The organism is Acinetobacter sp. YH01009, from assembly GCF_013420765.1.
Classification (GTDB): Bacteria; Pseudomonadota; Gammaproteobacteria; order Pseudomonadales; family Moraxellaceae; genus Acinetobacter; species Acinetobacter amyesii.
Genome location: NZ_VOYE01000002.1, coordinates 242,459 through 259,640 on the forward strand (window position 1 = coordinate 242,459; position 17,182 = coordinate 259,640).

Annotated in this window: 16 protein-coding genes and 4 tRNA genes; 15 read left to right on the forward strand and 5 right to left on the reverse strand. The window is 39.5% G+C overall.

Features of this window, described 5'->3' with window-relative positions:
• Positions 1 to 129: 129 nt before the first annotated feature.
• From FTT76_RS03945 to FTT76_RS03965, 5 genes are all read left to right on the forward strand, one after another.
• Positions 130 to 1,971: a long-chain-acyl-CoA synthetase gene (locus FTT76_RS03945; RefSeq protein ID WP_180190072.1), complete on the forward strand. Its 1,842-nt coding sequence runs from the start codon at positions 130 to 132 to the stop codon at positions 1,969 to 1,971.
• A 140-nt stretch (positions 1,972 to 2,111) separates the two neighbouring features.
• Positions 2,112 to 2,187: transfer RNA gene (locus FTT76_RS03950), tRNA-Lys, on the forward strand.
• A 21-nt stretch (positions 2,188 to 2,208) separates the two neighbouring features.
• Positions 2,209 to 2,284, forward strand: a tRNA-Lys gene (locus FTT76_RS03955).
• Between the two features lie 49 nt (positions 2,285 to 2,333).
• Positions 2,334 to 2,409: transfer RNA gene (locus FTT76_RS03960), tRNA-Lys, on the forward strand.
• Positions 2,410 to 2,671: 262 nt separating this feature from the next.
• Positions 2,672 to 2,747: transfer RNA gene (locus FTT76_RS03965), tRNA-Lys, on the forward strand.
• Positions 2,748 to 2,870: 123 nt separating this feature from the next.
• Here the strand turns inward: FTT76_RS03965 and FTT76_RS03970 are convergent.
• A complete protein-coding gene (locus tag FTT76_RS03970) occupies positions 2,871 to 3,524 on the reverse strand; it encodes a hypothetical protein (RefSeq protein ID WP_180010263.1) in 654 nt (217 codons plus the stop codon).
• Between the two features lie 302 nt (positions 3,525 to 3,826).
• Here FTT76_RS03970 and FTT76_RS03975 point away from each other — a divergent pair, with 302 nt between their 5' ends.
• Positions 3,827 to 4,084 carry a PspC domain-containing protein gene (locus tag FTT76_RS03975; RefSeq protein WP_078189754.1) on the forward strand — a complete coding sequence of 86 codons (258 nt, stop codon included), beginning with the start codon at positions 3,827 to 3,829 and terminating at the stop codon, positions 4,082 to 4,084.
• A 117-nt stretch (positions 4,085 to 4,201) separates the two neighbouring features.
• Here the strand turns inward: FTT76_RS03975 and FTT76_RS03980 are convergent, their stop codons facing one another.
• Entirely contained in the window at positions 4,202 to 5,308 is a 1,107-nt protein-coding gene (locus FTT76_RS03980; RefSeq protein ID WP_168377935.1) for an HPP family protein, read from the reverse strand.
• A 275-nt stretch (positions 5,309 to 5,583) separates the two neighbouring features.
• Between FTT76_RS03980 and FTT76_RS03985 the strand changes: the two genes are divergently transcribed.
• Together FTT76_RS03985 and FTT76_RS03990 are read left to right on the forward strand one after the other, a co-directional pair.
• Positions 5,584 to 6,165 (forward strand): hypothetical protein, encoded by a 582-nt coding sequence (locus FTT76_RS03985; protein WP_180002928.1) that lies wholly within the window; start codon positions 5,584 to 5,586, stop codon positions 6,163 to 6,165.
• Positions 6,165 to 6,773 carry an OmpA family protein gene (locus FTT76_RS03990; protein ID WP_180002927.1) on the forward strand — a complete coding sequence of 203 codons (609 nt, stop codon included), beginning with the start codon at positions 6,165 to 6,167 and terminating at the stop codon, positions 6,771 to 6,773. Before FTT76_RS03985 ends, FTT76_RS03990 begins: the two co-directional genes overlap by 1 nt.
• A 291-nt stretch (positions 6,774 to 7,064) precedes the next feature.
• Here FTT76_RS03990 and FTT76_RS03995 read toward each other — a convergent pair whose 3' ends face one another.
• Complete coding sequence (locus FTT76_RS03995) at positions 7,065 to 7,352, reverse strand: 2OG-Fe(II) oxygenase (RefSeq protein WP_257223011.1); 288 nt, start codon at positions 7,350 to 7,352, stop codon at positions 7,065 to 7,067.
• A 313-nt stretch (positions 7,353 to 7,665) separates the two neighbouring features.
• Between FTT76_RS03995 and glyQ the strand changes: the two genes are divergently transcribed.
• The 7 genes from glyQ (at position 7,666) to FTT76_RS04030 (ending at position 15,705) form a co-directional block, all read left to right on the forward strand.
• Complete coding sequence (gene glyQ, locus FTT76_RS04000; RefSeq protein ID WP_067666981.1) at positions 7,666 to 8,649, forward strand: glycine--tRNA ligase subunit alpha; 984 nt, start codon at positions 7,666 to 7,668, stop codon at positions 8,647 to 8,649.
• Entirely contained in the window at positions 8,649 to 10,718 is a 2,070-nt protein-coding gene (glyS, locus tag FTT76_RS04005) for a glycine--tRNA ligase subunit beta (RefSeq protein WP_180190073.1), read from the forward strand. The genes glyQ and glyS overlap by 1 nt, the downstream gene beginning before the upstream one ends.
• Positions 10,719 to 10,783: 65 nt before the next feature.
• The gene (locus FTT76_RS04010; protein WP_180190074.1) at positions 10,784 to 12,673 is read left to right on the forward strand and encodes an AIPR family protein; all 1,890 of its coding nucleotides are present in this window, start codon (positions 10,784 to 10,786) and stop codon (positions 12,671 to 12,673) included.
• A 271-nt stretch (positions 12,674 to 12,944) separates the two neighbouring features.
• Positions 12,945 to 13,334 (forward strand): hypothetical protein, encoded by a 390-nt coding sequence (locus FTT76_RS04015; protein WP_078189759.1) that lies wholly within the window; start codon positions 12,945 to 12,947, stop codon positions 13,332 to 13,334.
• A gap of 352 nt (positions 13,335 to 13,686) precedes the next feature.
• Positions 13,687 to 14,334, forward strand: coding sequence for a hypothetical protein (locus FTT76_RS04020; RefSeq protein ID WP_180007117.1), 648 nt, complete (start codon positions 13,687 to 13,689; stop codon positions 14,332 to 14,334).
• 213 nt (positions 14,335 to 14,547) lie between these two features.
• Entirely contained in the window at positions 14,548 to 15,084 is a 537-nt protein-coding gene (locus FTT76_RS04025) for a hypothetical protein (RefSeq protein WP_373683899.1), read from the forward strand.
• A gap of 111 nt (positions 15,085 to 15,195) precedes the next feature.
• A complete protein-coding gene (locus FTT76_RS04030; protein WP_180190075.1) occupies positions 15,196 to 15,705 on the forward strand; it encodes a hypothetical protein in 510 nt (169 codons plus the stop codon).
• A gap of 143 nt (positions 15,706 to 15,848) precedes the next feature.
• On the opposite strand, the gene FTT76_RS04035 is transcribed toward FTT76_RS04030, so the two are convergent.
• Both FTT76_RS04035 and FTT76_RS04040 read right to left on the reverse strand, forming a co-directional pair.
• Positions 15,849 to 16,802 (reverse strand): 2-hydroxyacid dehydrogenase, encoded by a 954-nt coding sequence (locus FTT76_RS04035; protein ID WP_180190076.1) that lies wholly within the window; start codon positions 16,800 to 16,802, stop codon positions 15,849 to 15,851.
• Between the two features lie 97 nt (positions 16,803 to 16,899).
• The gene (locus tag FTT76_RS04040; protein WP_180002912.1) at positions 16,900 to 17,091 is read right to left on the reverse strand and encodes a hypothetical protein; all 192 of its coding nucleotides are present in this window, start codon (positions 17,089 to 17,091) and stop codon (positions 16,900 to 16,902) included.
• Positions 17,092 to 17,182 lie beyond the last annotated feature (91 nt).

Genomic DNA, 17,182 nt, shown 5'->3' on the forward strand with positions numbered 1-17,182 from the left:
TTGATACTTTTGTCAAATTAGGTTGATTGCACTAGATCGAAACGATTAAAAGACAATTGTAGAATTTGCTGCAAATTTCATTGCAAAGAAATAGACCGTATCGGATTACGAAAAATAAATAGGATTCACATGAGCCAAACTACACAACACGACCTTATTGGGATTGCTGATGTTGCAGCAAAAATTCCCGCGTTCATTAGCAAAGTACCCAACCTGTTGAGTGGTCTAAAGCAAGCCTATTTACGTACCCCAAATACTTCCGCAGGCTTAGGGATTGCATTTGAAAAAGCCGTAAAGCGTAATCCCAAAGGCTATGCGCTATATTTTGAAGAGCAAAAATACACCTATAACGAACTCAATGAATGGGCCAATCAAATTGGTCACTATTACCTAGCACTCGGCGCAAAAAAAGGTGATGTGATTGCGGTGATGATCGAAAACCGATCTGAACTCGTGGCAACTATCGTGGCTTTAGCCAAAATTGGCGTCACCAGTGCCTTGGTCAACACCTCACAAGTCGGCAAAGTCCTGACACACAGTATCAACTTAGTAAACCCAATTGCGGTAATTGTGGGCGAAGAATGCCGTCAAGCCGTAGAAGAGATTCGTAATGATCTCAGTGTGGCTGCAGATCGTTTACATTGGTTCGCAGATCAGGCCACCCGTGTAGATGCCGGTAAAGCACCTAAAGGCTTTTTAAACCTTGCAGTAGCGATTGATGAATTTCCAAAATTCAACACGCCAACCACTGCAAGCGTAAAAGGCAAAGACGGCCTATTTTATATCTACACCTCTGGGACAACAGGCTTACCTAAAGCGGTGATTTTCACCAACAGCCGTTGGACTTTGGCTTATGGAACATATGGTCACGTCCTTAATCTGAATAAAGATGATGTGATGTACGTAACTTTACCGCTCTATCACGCTACAGGCACTGTAGTTTGTTGGTGTGGGGTGATTGCAGGTAGCGCCACCCTTGCCCTGCGTCGCAAGTTTTCAACCTCATCGTTTTGGAAAGATGTACAAAAATTTGATGCATCAGCCATTGGCTATGTGGGCGAGCTTTGCCGCTATTTGATGGATGCTCCACATTCAGACCTTGAAAAAGGCCATCGTGTGAAAAAAATGATTGGTAACGGCATGCGACCAAACATTTGGGATAAGTTTAAAGAACGCTTTGAGGTCGAAGAAGTCCTTGAACTCTATGCTTCAAGTGAAGGCAACGTTGGCTTTAGTAATGTGTTTAACTTCGACAATACCGTTGGTTTTTCACCAACGCCTTATGCGATTATTCAGTTTGATAAAGAAAAAAATGAAGCTGTACATGATGCTAAAGGTCGCTGCATTAAAGTGAAAAAAGGCGAAGTCGGCTTACTCATCGGTAAAATTACCCGTCGCTCACCTTTCGATGGCTATACCGACACGGAAAAAAACAAATCCGTCATTATGAAAGATGTATTCAAGCATGGTGATTCATACTTCAACACTGGTGACTTGGTTCGAGACATTGGCTTCCGACATGCACAATTTGTCGACCGTCTAGGCGATACTTTCCGCTGGAAAGGTGAAAACGTCTCAACCACTGAAGTTGAAAACATGGTGAGTGAGTACGATAAAATTGCTGAAGCTGTGGTTTATGGCGTAGAAATTCCAGATACAAATGGCCGTGCAGGTATGGCTGCCATCACGCTCACCGACGGTGCCGAACTCAACGAACAAGATTGTCGTGAAATGGTTCTACAATTTAAAAAATGCTTACCCGCTTATGCTGTACCGGTATTTTTACGTGTACAGAAAAAAGTCGAAACCACAGGTACGTTTAAATACCAAAAAAATAAGCTGAAAGAACAAGCTTTTGATCCTAAGCAAACTGATGAACGTTTATTGGTATTGCTGCCAAATGCAACTGCTTACTGTGATTTAACTCCTGAAATTTATGCCAATATTCAGGCATATAAATACCGTTTTTAAGCAAATAGCGCTCATTTTAGCGACAGATATCCGCTAAAATGAGCTACTTTGTTGTATTTATAATCAAACAAAAGCAAGTTTATGAATTTTTACTTGCGCTTGAAGCAGATCTTGCTACAATACGCACCATCAAGCGAAATGGGTCGTTAGCTCAGTTGGTAGAGCAGTAGACTTTTAATCTATTGGTCCCGCGTTCGAGTCGCGGACGACCCACCATTTCCTTCGATACCACAAGATGGGTCGTTAGCTCAGTTGGTAGAGCAGTAGACTTTTAATCTATTGGTCCCGCGTTCGAGTCGCGGACGACCCACCATCTTTCTAAAATTCCAGTTTTAGATTACAATCTTGTGCATACCCCCTAAGGGTCGTTAGCTCAGTTGGTAGAGCAGTAGACTTTTAATCTATTGGTCCCGCGTTCGAGTCGCGGACGACCCACCATTCTTTCTTAGGGCTTCATTCTTCCGGCAGTTGAAGAAAAAGAAACCTGCAGGTTCCGACCAAGACAAACCATCACCATTATTGGTTTTGATTCGCCATTCTCGAAATTTTGCTATAGCGATGTTGCGAAGTATCATTCTTGTCTTGCTAGATGAAGTATTTGACCTGAAAAATTTTAGATAACAAATATTCCCTAGTACTCAAAACTACGCGCTTCGTTTATCTTGCTAAAATTTTAAAATGTTATTTTAAAATTTTCTCAGGGTTGTTAGCTCAGTTGGTAGAGCAGTAGACTCTTAATCTATTGGTCGTGGGTTCGAACCCCACACAACCCACCAATTCTATGTCGTATTAATAATTCAATTTTTTATAAGCTAGTTGCATTCGATTAGCCAATGTCTGCGAATTTCACGCCAACGCTCAAACGCAATTTATAATTTTATTTACTTCATTCGCAGCATTTAATTCGGGTCTTTCACCAAGGTATAGGCATGTTGCGGCTGAGGATAACCCTTGGAAAATAATTCCTGATTTCGATCAACTTCACCTTGACGAATTTTGTCTAAATCCATGGTGATTTTATTTTCATTAATCACGTGATAATAAAAATTCACGCCTTCTTTTCGATGAACCACCAGCTCGGTATGTGCTTCATTGACACTCCACGTATCCTTTCGGTATTTCACATTAATGCCTGGCGTATTGGTTTTTTCAGCAAATACTTTTCCAATTTGAATAATACTGCGGTGTACCGTGCCATCTGGTAATAAGTTGAGGATGAACTCCGCATCGCCTTCTGGGCATGGAATAAAACTGTCATCGCATTTTACTTTGGCATGAAAACGTCCAATAAAAATTTTGGCATGTTCAGGAACAGGAGCTGACTTTAATTCATCATCATTCGGCAATGTCGCCTGCCCTGCTACTTGGGTTAATTTTTTTCCATGATCTTGCTTCGCTTGAACTTCCGATGCGACAGTTGATGCTGAACTTTCACCCTTATCCGCTGCGGGTTGATGCGTTGGACTACAGCCAATAAAAGAGAGGCTGAACACTCCTGCAAACACTGAAAGATATGCAAATTTCATCAAAAAAGGTGAAGCCGATGTTTTCATATAATGTGCCAAGACCAATCATTCATTGGTTTTTTCAGTTCTTGCTGACTTAATATTGTAATCAAAAAATCAACGCTGTATACATATATTTGCAATATATGTTAATCATATCTCATTGTTATCGTTGATATTTAATTAGTACTCAAGCTATTTTAAAGGCAAACTAATCAAACCAATTCTTCAAATTACATAACTTTACTTAATTTTTTTTCTGCACCCTTTAAATCGTAAAGCTTGTCACCATTTCTATAATATGAATTTGGAAATATTCAAATTTATTCTATTTTTTTAAGGAGACCTGAATGGCCAATGTTGGTTTATATCGCTCAAACCGCTCTAACATGATTGCTGGTGTGATGGGGGGTATTGCTGAACGTTTTGGTTGGAACGCAAATTTACTGCGTATTATTTTTATCTTTGTATCATGCTTAAGCGCAGCCTTTCCCGGTATTTTGGTGTACTTGGTTTTATGGTTAGTCATGCCTAAAGCACAAGATAACTTTTTCCGTACCAATGGCTATTCAGACCCGATTCGTACTGTGAATGATGACAGACGTTAAAATCCCTTGACCCAGTTTGGTCGCTACGGTTTCTCCCCCAAGATTCCGTAGCTTTTTTTTGTCTACATATTGGCAAAGCCATATTTAAGTCTGATGAATTTAACTAAAGTTTAAGGCTTAAGATTTTGTTTGCTGATTTAACTGTTGATATAACGCTGCGATCATATCAGCACGGCTAATCATTCCCACCAACCGTTTTTGCTCAACGACTGGAATATAATTAAAAGATCTTTCCACAAAATATGGCACCAAGTCTTCAATCGGCTGATCCGGCTGCACGGTCACCACTTTGGGATTCATAATTTGATAAACGTGATTTTCCCAACTGGCTTTGGGGTCTGCGGCACGCTTAAACCATTCCACTACATCATATAAAGCCAAATTTCCCACCAAGCGATCCAGATCACTCACCACTGGCAAACTCATCAAATTGACTTGTTTAAACTTTTCCAACGCTGACTGAATATCATCTTCTGCACGCAAGCTAATCACTTGCTGGCTCATGAGATCACGACAATGAAACTGGCTTAGACCACGACGACTAGCTAACTGCTGTGCTTCTAAAATGATTTTTTGTAGGTCGTATTCACTGATATCGAGTAACTGACTTTGCTGTTCTAAGACTTGCTGAATATCCGCAGGTTGAATCGACACTTTTTGTGTCGGTGTTGGATCTGTCGTCCGTGTATTAACTTGTGATTTTTGTGGATACTGCTTACCTAGTAATCGGTTATAAATAATAGCAACCACCATCAAGAGGACCGAATTTAAAAGGACTGGATAAAAAAGAAAGGCGTAGCCTAAATCATGGACAGCCTCGCCGCCCAATACCGCGGTAATCGCTACTGCCCCACTCGGTGGATGCAATGAGTCCGTGGTCATCATTAAGATAATCGCTAATGCAACTGCGATACTAAAAGCTTCGGTTAAATTAGGAATATACATCGCACAAGTCACGCCAATCAAAGCCGCAAGACTATTACCGACCACCATATTCCACGGCTGTGCCAAAGGACTAGCAGGTACAGCAAAGAGCAGCACAGACGATGCGCCCATCGGGGCGATATACCATGCATTTAAGTCACCTAGCGCTAACCAACTAATCAGCGAAGATATACTCAAGCCAAGCAAAGCACCTACCCCACATAGGATGCGATCTTTTAATGGTAAAACTTTAAAGTTGGGTTTAAGTGTATTAAGCCAAGCTGATTTTGCGTGAAACACGATATGCCTGATTGATTATTCGAACAGATGGGCGATTATAAAACGAAGTCTCTTATAAGATGTATTTATTTTATACCTTTATCTTATAAAATTTTCTACTGAACAATATCTAATCCAAATTAAAGCCGAAAGAACTGAATAATGCTCACGAGTCAATCACCTGCTCATCTCTCTTATTTCATTAACGTTTTACAACAAAACCTAGACAGGCTAGCTGTTTAAAATTCCCTATAGTCAAAAGACCTATAAAAATATTTGAAAAAAGGATGTTCTGAATGAATAAAAATATCTTCGCAATGTGTGCCCTCTGTATGCTTGGCTTGGGTTTATCGGCCTGCTCCAAAGAACCTCAACAAGCCAATCCGCCAGCCAATGATAATACACCTCAAGAAATGGCCCCAGCTGAAACTGCAAAAAATGGGGATGATCTTATTCGAGAACCAGCACCACAAGTTGAAGCACCAGCGCCTCAACCCACTTTAGCTGAAATCCCCATGAGTAAAGGCACTTTAGGTTTACAAAGCGTCAAGGTGATTGGAAGAATTTTAACCGTAAAAGTGATAGCTCAACCTAACCCTGCCCCAAATGGAAACACTGAATTTATGAGCACATCCATCAATTTGGAACAAACCAATTATATTGATGATGACACAGCCAAAAAAGTAGGACTGCTGCAAGATGATGCTGGCATTTGGATGGCAGCACCTTTAAATGCAACAAATAAAGCTATCCAAAAAGCCAGTTATGAACCTATTTTACTCACCTTTAAATTCCCTGCGCCGCCTGAAAGCACCAAGACCATTAGCATCAATTTAGGTAATGCAGGTTCTTTTGACGGCATACCGGTTGAACGCTAATGAGAACATTACTGTATAGCGCAAGTTTGAGCTTATTGATTGCAGGATGTGTAGATTCCAAAACTGATCCACCGCCTACTCAGACTGAACAGAACGTCACGGAAATAGACAACTCTCAGACTGTGCCAGAACAGCAGCCGAAGTCATCTGAACCAAGTCAACCTCAGGCAGAAGCCAGTAATTTATCGGCTGTCGGTTCAGATTTAAGTGCCAATCATAATGAATTTAATATTCAGGTGAATTTAAGTTCGGATGTGCTGTTTGATTTTGGCAAAGCCAATTTAAAACCCGAAGCTGAACCTGAGTTGCAGCAAGCAGCCCAGACCTTAAAAAGCAAAGGTAAAGGCATTATTGCCATTGTCGGCCATACCGATAATATTGGTTCAGATGCCGCCAACCAAAAACTGTCGTTACAACGGGCTGAAGCGGTGCGTGATTATTTTAAAGCCCAAGGTATTGATTTAAATTATCAAATCAGCGGGATGGGAGAAAGTCAGCCGCTTAAACCGAATACCCTATCTAATGGTGAGGACAATCCTGAAGGTCGTCAGAAAAATCGACGGGTTGAAATTGTAATTAATAAAACCAAAAGCTTATCTGAGTCATAAAGCCTTGATAAAAATGAGTCTAAACGACTCATTTTTTATTTTACGACTAAATTTTTAGTGGTGAATTTTGATTCTTTTTTTGAGAATATCTCTAAACGATAGACGCGCCAAAGTCATATAGCAAACGTTCATTGAGCGGCGATATTTTTTATTCGATTTTCGTATGCTGTACCAAGCCACCTAAGTTGCAAAAGACGTTATAAAAGACCGATTACCCTGTTGGTTATTTGGGATTTTTTTGAAAATTACAGGCTGAATTTTCTTAAAAGATATTGATTTTATCTATCAAATTTAATCGATTACGCATCCGATACTTAATACATAGCATGAGCTGCCTTGCACCTCAGTCACTTCATGCCGATACAAATCTGGTCTAAATAATTTAACTCTTGGTAAATCAATGATGCTTCGCTCACATATAAATTCACCACCTGCTTTCGATTTTTTAATCACGATATTCAACCTAAAATGCTGCCCATATTGTACAGAGTCTTGACGTGGTGGAATCATTGAACCCACAGGAAAACGAAGAAAATAGGCATCACATTTAAGTCCTAAATGGTTTTGTAATAACAACATTTTGTCACAACCCGAATGCTGTCTTCCTTTTTACCAACGCAACCACTTCGAACCCATAAGTCTTTGAATAATTTTATTATTCCTAAATTTCATTGTATTTTTATAGCATGATCATCGTTAACAACAGTATCACTGATGAAGTTGTCTTATTGCCACCATATTTCACCAATAAAGACTCAGCTTCATTTAAAACCCGCAGTGCCTTTATTCTATCTGGCATTAAAAGCCCACTTGTTCACGCGAAACCTTTGCCACACACCCCCAAAATCCTTATAATTGAGCACAATTTTTATCTAATTTTAAGTGGATGACCATGAGTCGCGCCATATCGCATATTGATACCTTCCAAGGCTTAATTCTTGCCTTACAAAACTACTGGGCTGAACAAGGCTGTGTAATTCTTCAACCTTACGATATGGAAATGGGTGCGGGTACATTCCACACTGCAACTTTCCTACGTGCCTTAGGCCCTGAAACTTGGAACGCTGCTTATGTTCAGCCATCTCGCCGTCCGAAAGATGGCCGTTATGGTGAGAACCCAAACCGCCTACAACACTACTACCAGTTCCAAGTCGTGTTGAAACCAAACCCAGACAACATCCAACAGTTGTACTTAGATTCATTAAAAGCCATTGGTATTGATACCCTTGTTCACGACATTCGTTTCGTGGAAGATAACTGGGAATCTCCAACACTTGGCGCATGGGGCTTAGGTTGGGAAGTTTGGTTAAACGGTATGGAAGTAACTCAGTTCACTTACTTCCAACAAGTTGGTGGTGTTGAGTGCTACCCTGTGACAGGTGAAATCACTTACGGTCTAGAACGTCTAGCGATGTACCTCCAAGGTGTAGACTCTGTTTACGATTTGGTTTGGACTAAAGGTCAGTTTGGTACAGTGACCTATGGCGACGTGTTCCACCAAAACGAAGTTGAACAATCAACCTATAACTTCGAATATGCCAACGTTGAAAAAATGTTTGAACTCTTCGACTTCTATGAAGCGGAAGCGACTCGTTTAATGGAAGCGGAACTTCCACTTCCTGCTTACGAGCAAGTGATTAAAGCATCGCATAGCTTTAACTTGCTTGATGCACGTGGCGCAATTTCAGTAACTGAACGTCAACGTTATATTTTACGTGTCCGTACATTGGCGCGTGCTATTGCACAAAGCTATGTCGCTGCGCGTGCGAAGCTTGGCTTCCCGATGGCAGAACCTGCTTTACGTGACGAAGTCCTTGCTCAACTCAAAGCTCAAGTTGAAGCGGAAGCAAAAGTAGAATCTAAGGAGAGCAAATAATGTCTAAACATACAGTATTGTTCGAATTAGGCTGCGAAGAACTTCCACCAAAAAGCTTAAAAAAATTACGTGATGCGCTTCATGCAGAAACGGTAAAAGGCTTAAAAGACGCAGGTCTAGCATTCGATTCAATCGAAGCTTATGCGGCACCACGTCGCCTTGCGCTTAAAATTGTGAATGTCGATGCTGCGCAAGCTGACACTCAAAAACGTTTTGATGGCCCTGCGAAGCAAGCAGCGTTTGATGCCGAAGGCAAACCGACTAAAGCACTTGAAGGCTTTATGCGCGGTCAAGGCATTACAGTTGATCAAGTATCAACTTTCCAAGCAGGTAAAGTTGAAAAAGTGTGCTACTTAAAAGATGTAAAAGGTCAAAGCCTTGATGTTTTACTTCCACAAATTTTACAAGCCGCTTTAGATAACCTACCTATTGCAAAGCGCATGCGTTCTGCTGCAAGCCGTACTGAATTTGTACGTCCTGTTAAATGGGTTGTGTTGTTGAAAGACAGTGATGTGATTGAAGCAACGATTCAGGATCACCAAGCAGGTAACGTGACTTATGGTCACCGTTTCCATGCTCCTGAAGCAATTACACTTGCAAATGCCGATGCTTATCTTGATGCCCTTCGTACTGCAAAAGTGATTGCAAACTTTGAAGAGCGCCAAGCGATCATCGACCAACAAGTGAAAGCTTTGGCGGATGAAGTGAATGCCATTGCGATTGTCCCTAGCGACCTTCGTGACGAAGTAACTGCTTTGGTTGAATGGCCTGTTGCTCTTCGTGCAAGCTTCGAAGAACGTTTCCTTGCTGTTCCTCAAGAAGCACTCATCACGACGATGCAGGACAACCAAAAGTACTTCTGCTTAGTGAATAGCGACAATAAACTTCAACCTTACTTCATTACCGTGTCAAACATTGAGTCGAAAGATCCGTCTCAAATTATTGAAGGTAATGAAAAAGTTGTACGTCCGCGTTTGTCAGATGCTGAATTCTTCTTCTTACAAGACCAAAAGCAACCACTTGCATCTCGTAAAGAGAAACTTGCAAATATGGTATTCCAAGCTGAGCTTGGTACACTATGGAACAAGTCTGAACGTATAGCGACTTTGGCTGTTGCACTTTCTGCAATCACTGGGGCAAACCCAGCAGATGCTGAAAAAGCTGCGCTTCTTGCTAAATGTGACTTAACCTCTGAGTTAGTGGGTGAGTTCCCAGAGCTTCAAGGTATTGCGGGTACTTACTACGCACGTATTGAAGGCGAAAATGATGAAGTTGCTGAATCTTTAGGTGAACAATACTTACCTAAATTTGCTGGTGACGTTTTACCAAAAACCAAGACCGGTACAACGCTCGCGCTTGCAGACCGTTTAGATACGCTCACAGGTATTTTTGGTATTGGTCAAGCGCCGACAGGTTCGAAGGATCCGTTTGCACTGCGCCGTTCTGCAATTGGTATCTTGCGTCTTGTGACTGAAAATGATTTAGATGTTTCGATTGAAGATCTAATCAAACTTGCACTTGCTGCTTATGGCGATGTATTGAAAGATCACGATAAGACTTTAGCGGATGCTGTTGCATTCCTTGAAGGTCGTTACCGTGCTAAATACGAAGACCAAGGCGTGGCTGTAGATGTGATTCAAGCGGTTCAAGCACTTTCTCCAAAATCGCCACTTGATTTTGATAAACGTGTAAATGCGGTAAATCATTTCCGTGACCTCCCTGAAGCTGCTGCACTTGCCGCTGCCAACAAGCGTGTTGCAAACATTCTTGCGAAAGAAGCTGCACCTGAAGGAAATGTCGTTGAAGCAAATCTAGTTGAAGATGCTGAAAAAGCATTGTTCGCTGAACTTGCGAAAATCACACCTGTGGTTGAGCCATTATTTGCTGCGAAGGACTACACTGCTGCATTGTCTGCACTTGCTGCACTTCGTGCGCCAGTCGATGCGTTCTTTGACGGTGTGATGGTGATGGCAGATGATGCTGACCTGAAAGCAAACCGTTTACGTATGCTTGCACAGCTTCGTAACTTGTTCACGAAAGTGGCTGATATTTCGGTGTTACAGCACTAAGCTTTAACTGCTTGTAAAACAAAAAAAACCCGCTATAAATTAGTGGGTTTTTTTGAATTTAGATCATGAGCTTACAACATTTATTAAATGAACAAATTGATATTCTTTTCGAAAAAGATAAGGACTTAAAAGATTATAATGGCGATAAATATGAAAAAGCGGTTCCAATCTTCTGCAATTTAAAGCATTTAAATGGCTTAGAAAATGAAGAACTCATGGCTGGTATTCTTGGTTCTGGCGGTGATCAAGGAGTAGATGTTAGCTATACATTCCACAACTCTGAACTCATAAATAGCGATTCTGAAATAGATATAAAAAAAGATCACACTATTAGATTCGTATTTTTTCAGATAAAACGAGAAACATCTTTCAAGACTAACGGATTTAAACTTTTTAAAGAGGGTATTGAAAAAATTTTCGACTTAGACACCACAATCGAATCAATACAGGAAGAGGGAGCCAATAAAGAGTATATAAATCTTTGTCAAAATACTCGAGAAATATGGAAAAATGCGCGTCGCGCATCAGCTACAATTTTAGTTGATATCTTTTTCGTGACTCAAGCACCTAATACTAAATTAGCTGCTGCTATTGAAGTTAACCTTGAAAAACTTAGAAAAAAGTTAGAATCAACTAATATAAAATTTAACTCATTATTTTTAAATGCTAGAGATGTTTTAGATTTAGTTCAAAAGACAGATGACAAAATCGGAATTAACTTCCAAACCCCCCCTTTAAATATTAAAGATAAAAGCATCGCTACAAGTGGTTTTGCAGGAATTATTGATGGAAATACCCTTTTAAAAAGTTTTTCTGAAACTGATAAATCATTAGACAACACTGAAATCACAGTAGATCAAAATATACATTTAAAATTTAAAAATTATTTAACCGAGGGTAATGTTCGATATTTCTTAGGTGAGAAAACACATATCAATAAAGGTATTATTGATTCGGCAAAAGATGAAGATAATGCCGAAATTTTTTGGGCGATGAATAATGGCCTAACCATTATATGTGAAAAAATTACAGATATATCTTCTACTGAGTTTGAATTACTAAATCCAAGTATTGTAAATGGCTGTCAAACTATTCACTGCCTATATCAAGCTAGGGAAGAATTACAAAAACCATTACCTAAAAAATTAGGAGTATTTTGTAAAATTATTCAAACTGAGAATTTTTCGATTCAATCTAAAATCATATTATCAACCAATTCTCAGAATGAAGTAAAAACTGCCTCTTTAAAAGCTAATGATTCAATACAAAAAAGTATTGAAGAATACCTACTACCTTTTGAAATTTACTATGAGCGACGTGAAAACTACTATAAGCGTAAAAACTACACAGGTAATAAAGTGATTAGTTTGACTCGTATGGCTCAAATTTTACAAACTGTGATCAATAAAGAATCAATTGCCGCTATTAATGATGTAAAGAAATGCTTCGAAATAAATACACTCTATCAATCAATTTTTGATGAAACAACAGATTTTGATATCTATAAGTTTTCAACTTTATTGTATTTAAAAACTTTAAGTTTAAAAAATTCAGACTTAAGGAATAACCAATATGAACTAGAAGATAAGTCATTGATAAGCAAATCTACTTTCGTAATCTTGCACATACTTTCTAGCTTAGTTATTTCAAATAGCCAATCTGATAATGATGAGCAATGTACAAATTCTACGAAAAAAATTAAAATTGCTGAGAAAAAAAATGATTTTAATCTTAAGAAAAAAAATATTTTCTTAAATTTAGAAGATAATGAATTTATGAAAAAATTATATTCAAAATCTATTGAAATACTTTTAGAGGCAGCTAATCAATACACAAAATCAACAGGAAAGGAAAGAAATTCCCTTCTTAAACAAAGAAAATTTGATAATGACTTTTTGATACCTTGTATAGATAGTTTTTTAAAACGTAAAAAATCTTTAAATAACAGTTGCTAATTTAAAATGTAAAAAGCCCATAATATGGGCTTTTTACATAAGTGCTCGATACATAATAAGAATGAGGAAAATTAGAGGCTAATGGATAAAAAACAGGACCCTCTTTTCCATTGCTTTATCTTACTAGCTATACAGTTATCAAACATCAAAGCCACAGCAAAATACTGATTAGTAAAAGCGAAGAGCATAAATATCTTAGACTATCACCTATAGCCAATAATTCACCAATTCCCTATACTCAATCCAACAACACTCAACAAGAATGAAACTTATGAAATTGAAAGCATTCCTTTTGACTGGTCTTGCGGGTCTAACACTTTCTGCATGTACATCTGCACCAACGATTCCACAACTTGAAACAGGTGTATTACAAGAGGTTCAAAACATTGATGTCTACCCAGATACCACAGATAACAAAGCAAAACTGACTAAATTTGTAGATAAATGCGTGATTGAATTTACAGGCAATTTAGAAGAAGCAAAATCTGTTGAACAATGGTCATTTAAAGGCTTAACCCTAATTTCAGGTGGTACAGCAACCTTTGCCAAAGATGGTACAAGTTCAGCGCACAATTTTGATTTAAATGCGGCGGATGTACAGAAAAACTTCCTTGCATTACGCGGTCATTTTGCAAAAGATGCGCTTACACAATGTGAATAAATAATAAAAACCATATCTCCAAAATGGAGGTATGGTTTCATTTTTCGTTTAATCTTGAATCATAATCAGTTCAAACCCATAATTTTTAATCATGAAAATCGTAACTAGAACCACACCCCAGCAACGCTCAAAACACATATAAGCCACTGTATTTTCATAAAATTACAATAATGCATTAACTTAACCATGTTTCCACACTTCAAACTTCCGCGTATCTGAGCTGTTATTGCATTGTGTGACTTATCGCACAAAACCACTTTTTGCTTTTTTTTACTCTTAAGATGTCCTCTGCTCCAAAAGCGCAAATGCTGAGTGCAACAGCAGCGTTCAATAAAAGAGGACAATTGCAAAGATGAAACCTTTATTTAAAACAACACTGATCACCGCAGCATTATTCGCAAGCACCCCACTATTTGCGAACACCGCAGTAGAAGCCAATGCGAAAGTTGAAACACAGCAACCGTCTGTACTGCAAAATCTAAAACAAGACATTAATCAGTCTGCGCATACAGCCGGTGACAAAATTGAAAAAGGCGTCGATAAGACCAAAACATTCACCCAAGAAAAGTGGCAAGACACCAAAGAATTCAGTGCTGACAAAAAGCAAGATGCAAAAAATAAATGGGCTGACCTAAAACAGTCTAAAGATGAAAAGTCAGATGCAGCGAAAGCCAAGATCGATGCCAAGGCTGAGCAAAATAAAGCTAAGCTTGATGAGCGCAAAGCACAGCTCGATGAAAAAGCTGCAAAAGACAAAGCAAAACTCGATGAACGTAAAAGCAATGTCGACAACAAAGTTAATCAAACCAAGAGTTATTTAGGTGAAAAAGCTCAGGAAGGTCGCCAATTTGCCAGTGAAAAATGGCAACAAACCAAAGCGAATTTCCAAAAAGGTCAAGAAGCTAATGTGAGTGGCAGTAGCAATGTACAGTTGCAAACGCCTGTCGCACAAGCTGAAGTCCATAGCTCACATGAAGCCAGCTTAGGTGCTCACAAATAAGTAAACTGGCTTTCATACCCTCCCCTCCAGAGAGTAGGCTCACCCTTCGGTGGGCCTTTTTTTACCTTATGCAAAATACAAACGTGTACAAAGCTGTCATATGCTGTATTGATTTTGCTACGGCAAGTTTTTTTCGCTGCAATTTTTCCTATAATGCGTTAAAACCATTCATCAGATAGAAAATCTATAAAATTCAGAGGTGAAGCTGTGAAGATTTCATTAAAAACAACGTTATGCCTAAGCTTAATATTCACGACACCCATGCTTTGGGCACAAGAAAACACAGCAGCGCAAAGTACTGAGCAACAAGCGAAAAAGCCTGTGAGCCCTTATGGTGATAATCCAAATTTATTGCATGTTTGGGCCTATAAAGCCCAAGAAGGCGTGGTCGGTGCTGCTAAAAATATTGGCGAAATGACTGAACGTGGGATTTCTAAAATTAAGCCTTCGGTTGACCAAGCTTGGGACAATACGAAAACTGCTACTCAAAATACAGTGCAACAGGTTGATCAGGGCGCACAGCAAGCCACCCAAAACGTTAATGAAAAATTGAAGCAAACCCGTGAAAATATCACAGGCAAAACCAGCCAACCTGCGCCCATTAGCCAACAGTCATTGAGCGAACCGTATTCAGGCAATACGATTAATACGGCTCCAAGCAATAATGCGGGGCAAAATAACAATCAATATCCACAAAGTAGCTATCCATCAAGTTCGACGTCTACGACGTATCCAGTGACTGATTTATAATTTAACACCACATTTAAAAGCTCAACTTTGGTTGGGCTTTTTTAAAACCAAAATTGAATGCTTTGGGTCTTTGGCCTATGCCTATAAAAACAATGAATTAATGAGAAAAAAATGCGAATTTTATTTGGTATCTTGCTTGGTATTCTGCTCTACGTTGGCTCTGTGATTGGCTTGCAACGTTTTCCACAATTGTTGAAAAGTTATCCACAGTTGCAGACTATTTTTCCCCAATTGTACGATTCATACCAATATAACCATGATGCCGAAGGTAAATTATTACAAACCTTAGAGATGCTAGATGACGAAGAATACAAATCGACTGAAGGCAATGAAGCGACACTGTATCAACTCGATGGTCAATGCAAAATTAATCTTTATCTTTTTGGTGAATCCAATCAATCCCTAACAAGTTTCTATTTTCACAATGATCAGATTTTACGTGCCTATGAGACAAATTTGATCTACCCAAATGGTGGCTTTAATCCTGTACCCAATACCAAAGAGCCTTTTAAACTCGAAAAAAGTCATTTACGAATCATGATGCCAAACAGTATCAAGACTGAACTTGAATTTGAGCGGATCAAAAATCATTTCAAACCAGCCTTCATTAAAGCCTGTTAATGCTGTGCATCTTCACTTTGAAGCGATTCACCACACTGTAAAAGTGTTATTGCTTACAGAGATATACCGCACGTACGGTCAATGCCATACAGAGCTGTAAAAGCATCAATCCAACACAGAAAAAGCAGTGTTAAAGACAAAATTTAGTTGACCTGACGACGAGGATGGCCCGCTTCAAAGGCTTCTACATTTTCCACCAATTGCTGCACAATGCGTTGTCGTGCATCGACGCTTCCCCATGCACTATGTGGGGTAATGATTAAATTTGGAATACTTGGGTCGAGCAGCACATTACCCTGCTTGGGTGGCTCTACCGTCAAGACATCGGTTGCTGCGCCTGCGATCGTCCCTAATTTTAATGCCTCGGCTAATGCCGATTCATTAACCACACCACCTCGTGCACAATTGATCACAAAGGCCGATGCTTTCATTTGAGCCAAGCTTTCATGATTGAGTAAATCACGGGTTTCCTCTGTTAAAGGGCAATGCAAACTCAGAAAATCAACCTGCGCTAACATCTCAGAAAAGGCCACTCGTTCAGCCGCCATGGGGCGATTCGGTAGTGCACCAATCATAATTTTCATGCCAAAAGCTTTAGCTAAATGTGCCACGGCTTGCCCCAATTCGCCATAGCCAACAATACCCAAAGTCTTACCAGCCAGCTCAATAATTGGAAAATCTAGTAAGCAGAACTGATCCGCTTTTTGCCAATCTCCCTGTTGGACCGCCCGATCATACTGTCGAAATGATGTCGCCAAGTTCAACATTAACATCAAGGTATGCTGTGCGACCGCAGCGGTGCCATAAGCTTGGCAATTACACACCACGATGCCTTGTTGCTGTGCGTGTACAAGGTCAACGTTATTGGTGCCAGTGGCAGAAATTAAGATCAGTTTTAATTGCGGATTGAGCTGCATGTGCTCAGCATTGATGTGTACTTTATTGCTGATAATCACATCAGCCCCTTGTATGCGCTGGGCAACCTCTGAAGCCGTTGTTGCGGGATAGAGTGTCAATTCATCAAACTGTGCGTCTAGTCCGCTAAAATCTAAGTCCTGTTTATCTAGAGACTGATAATCTAGAAATACCGCTTTCATGGCTGCTTCCCTTCTGGTCGATTATAAAGATTCGATTGTGGATGATTAAAACCTGTGATGCACCAAAGTGCAATCGAACAGCATATAAAAAAACCCGCTATTTCGCGGGTTTATCGAGATGATGTTGCAGTGAATTTCGAATTTTGAGTATGACATAAATGGTCAGTATCGTAAGTAACAACATACTGCTGCTAAAAATCAGTATGCTTGAACTAACCCCCTGTGCATAGGCTGAACTCATGGTCAGCACTAAGATGAATAATACAGCAAGCATCTGTGTTGAATGCATACTGATACCCCTCATATTCCTTATGATGTTTTGGGCAGTATGGTTGTTTTTTATACTACCTTTCTCTCATCATAATCTCTTCCTACAAATT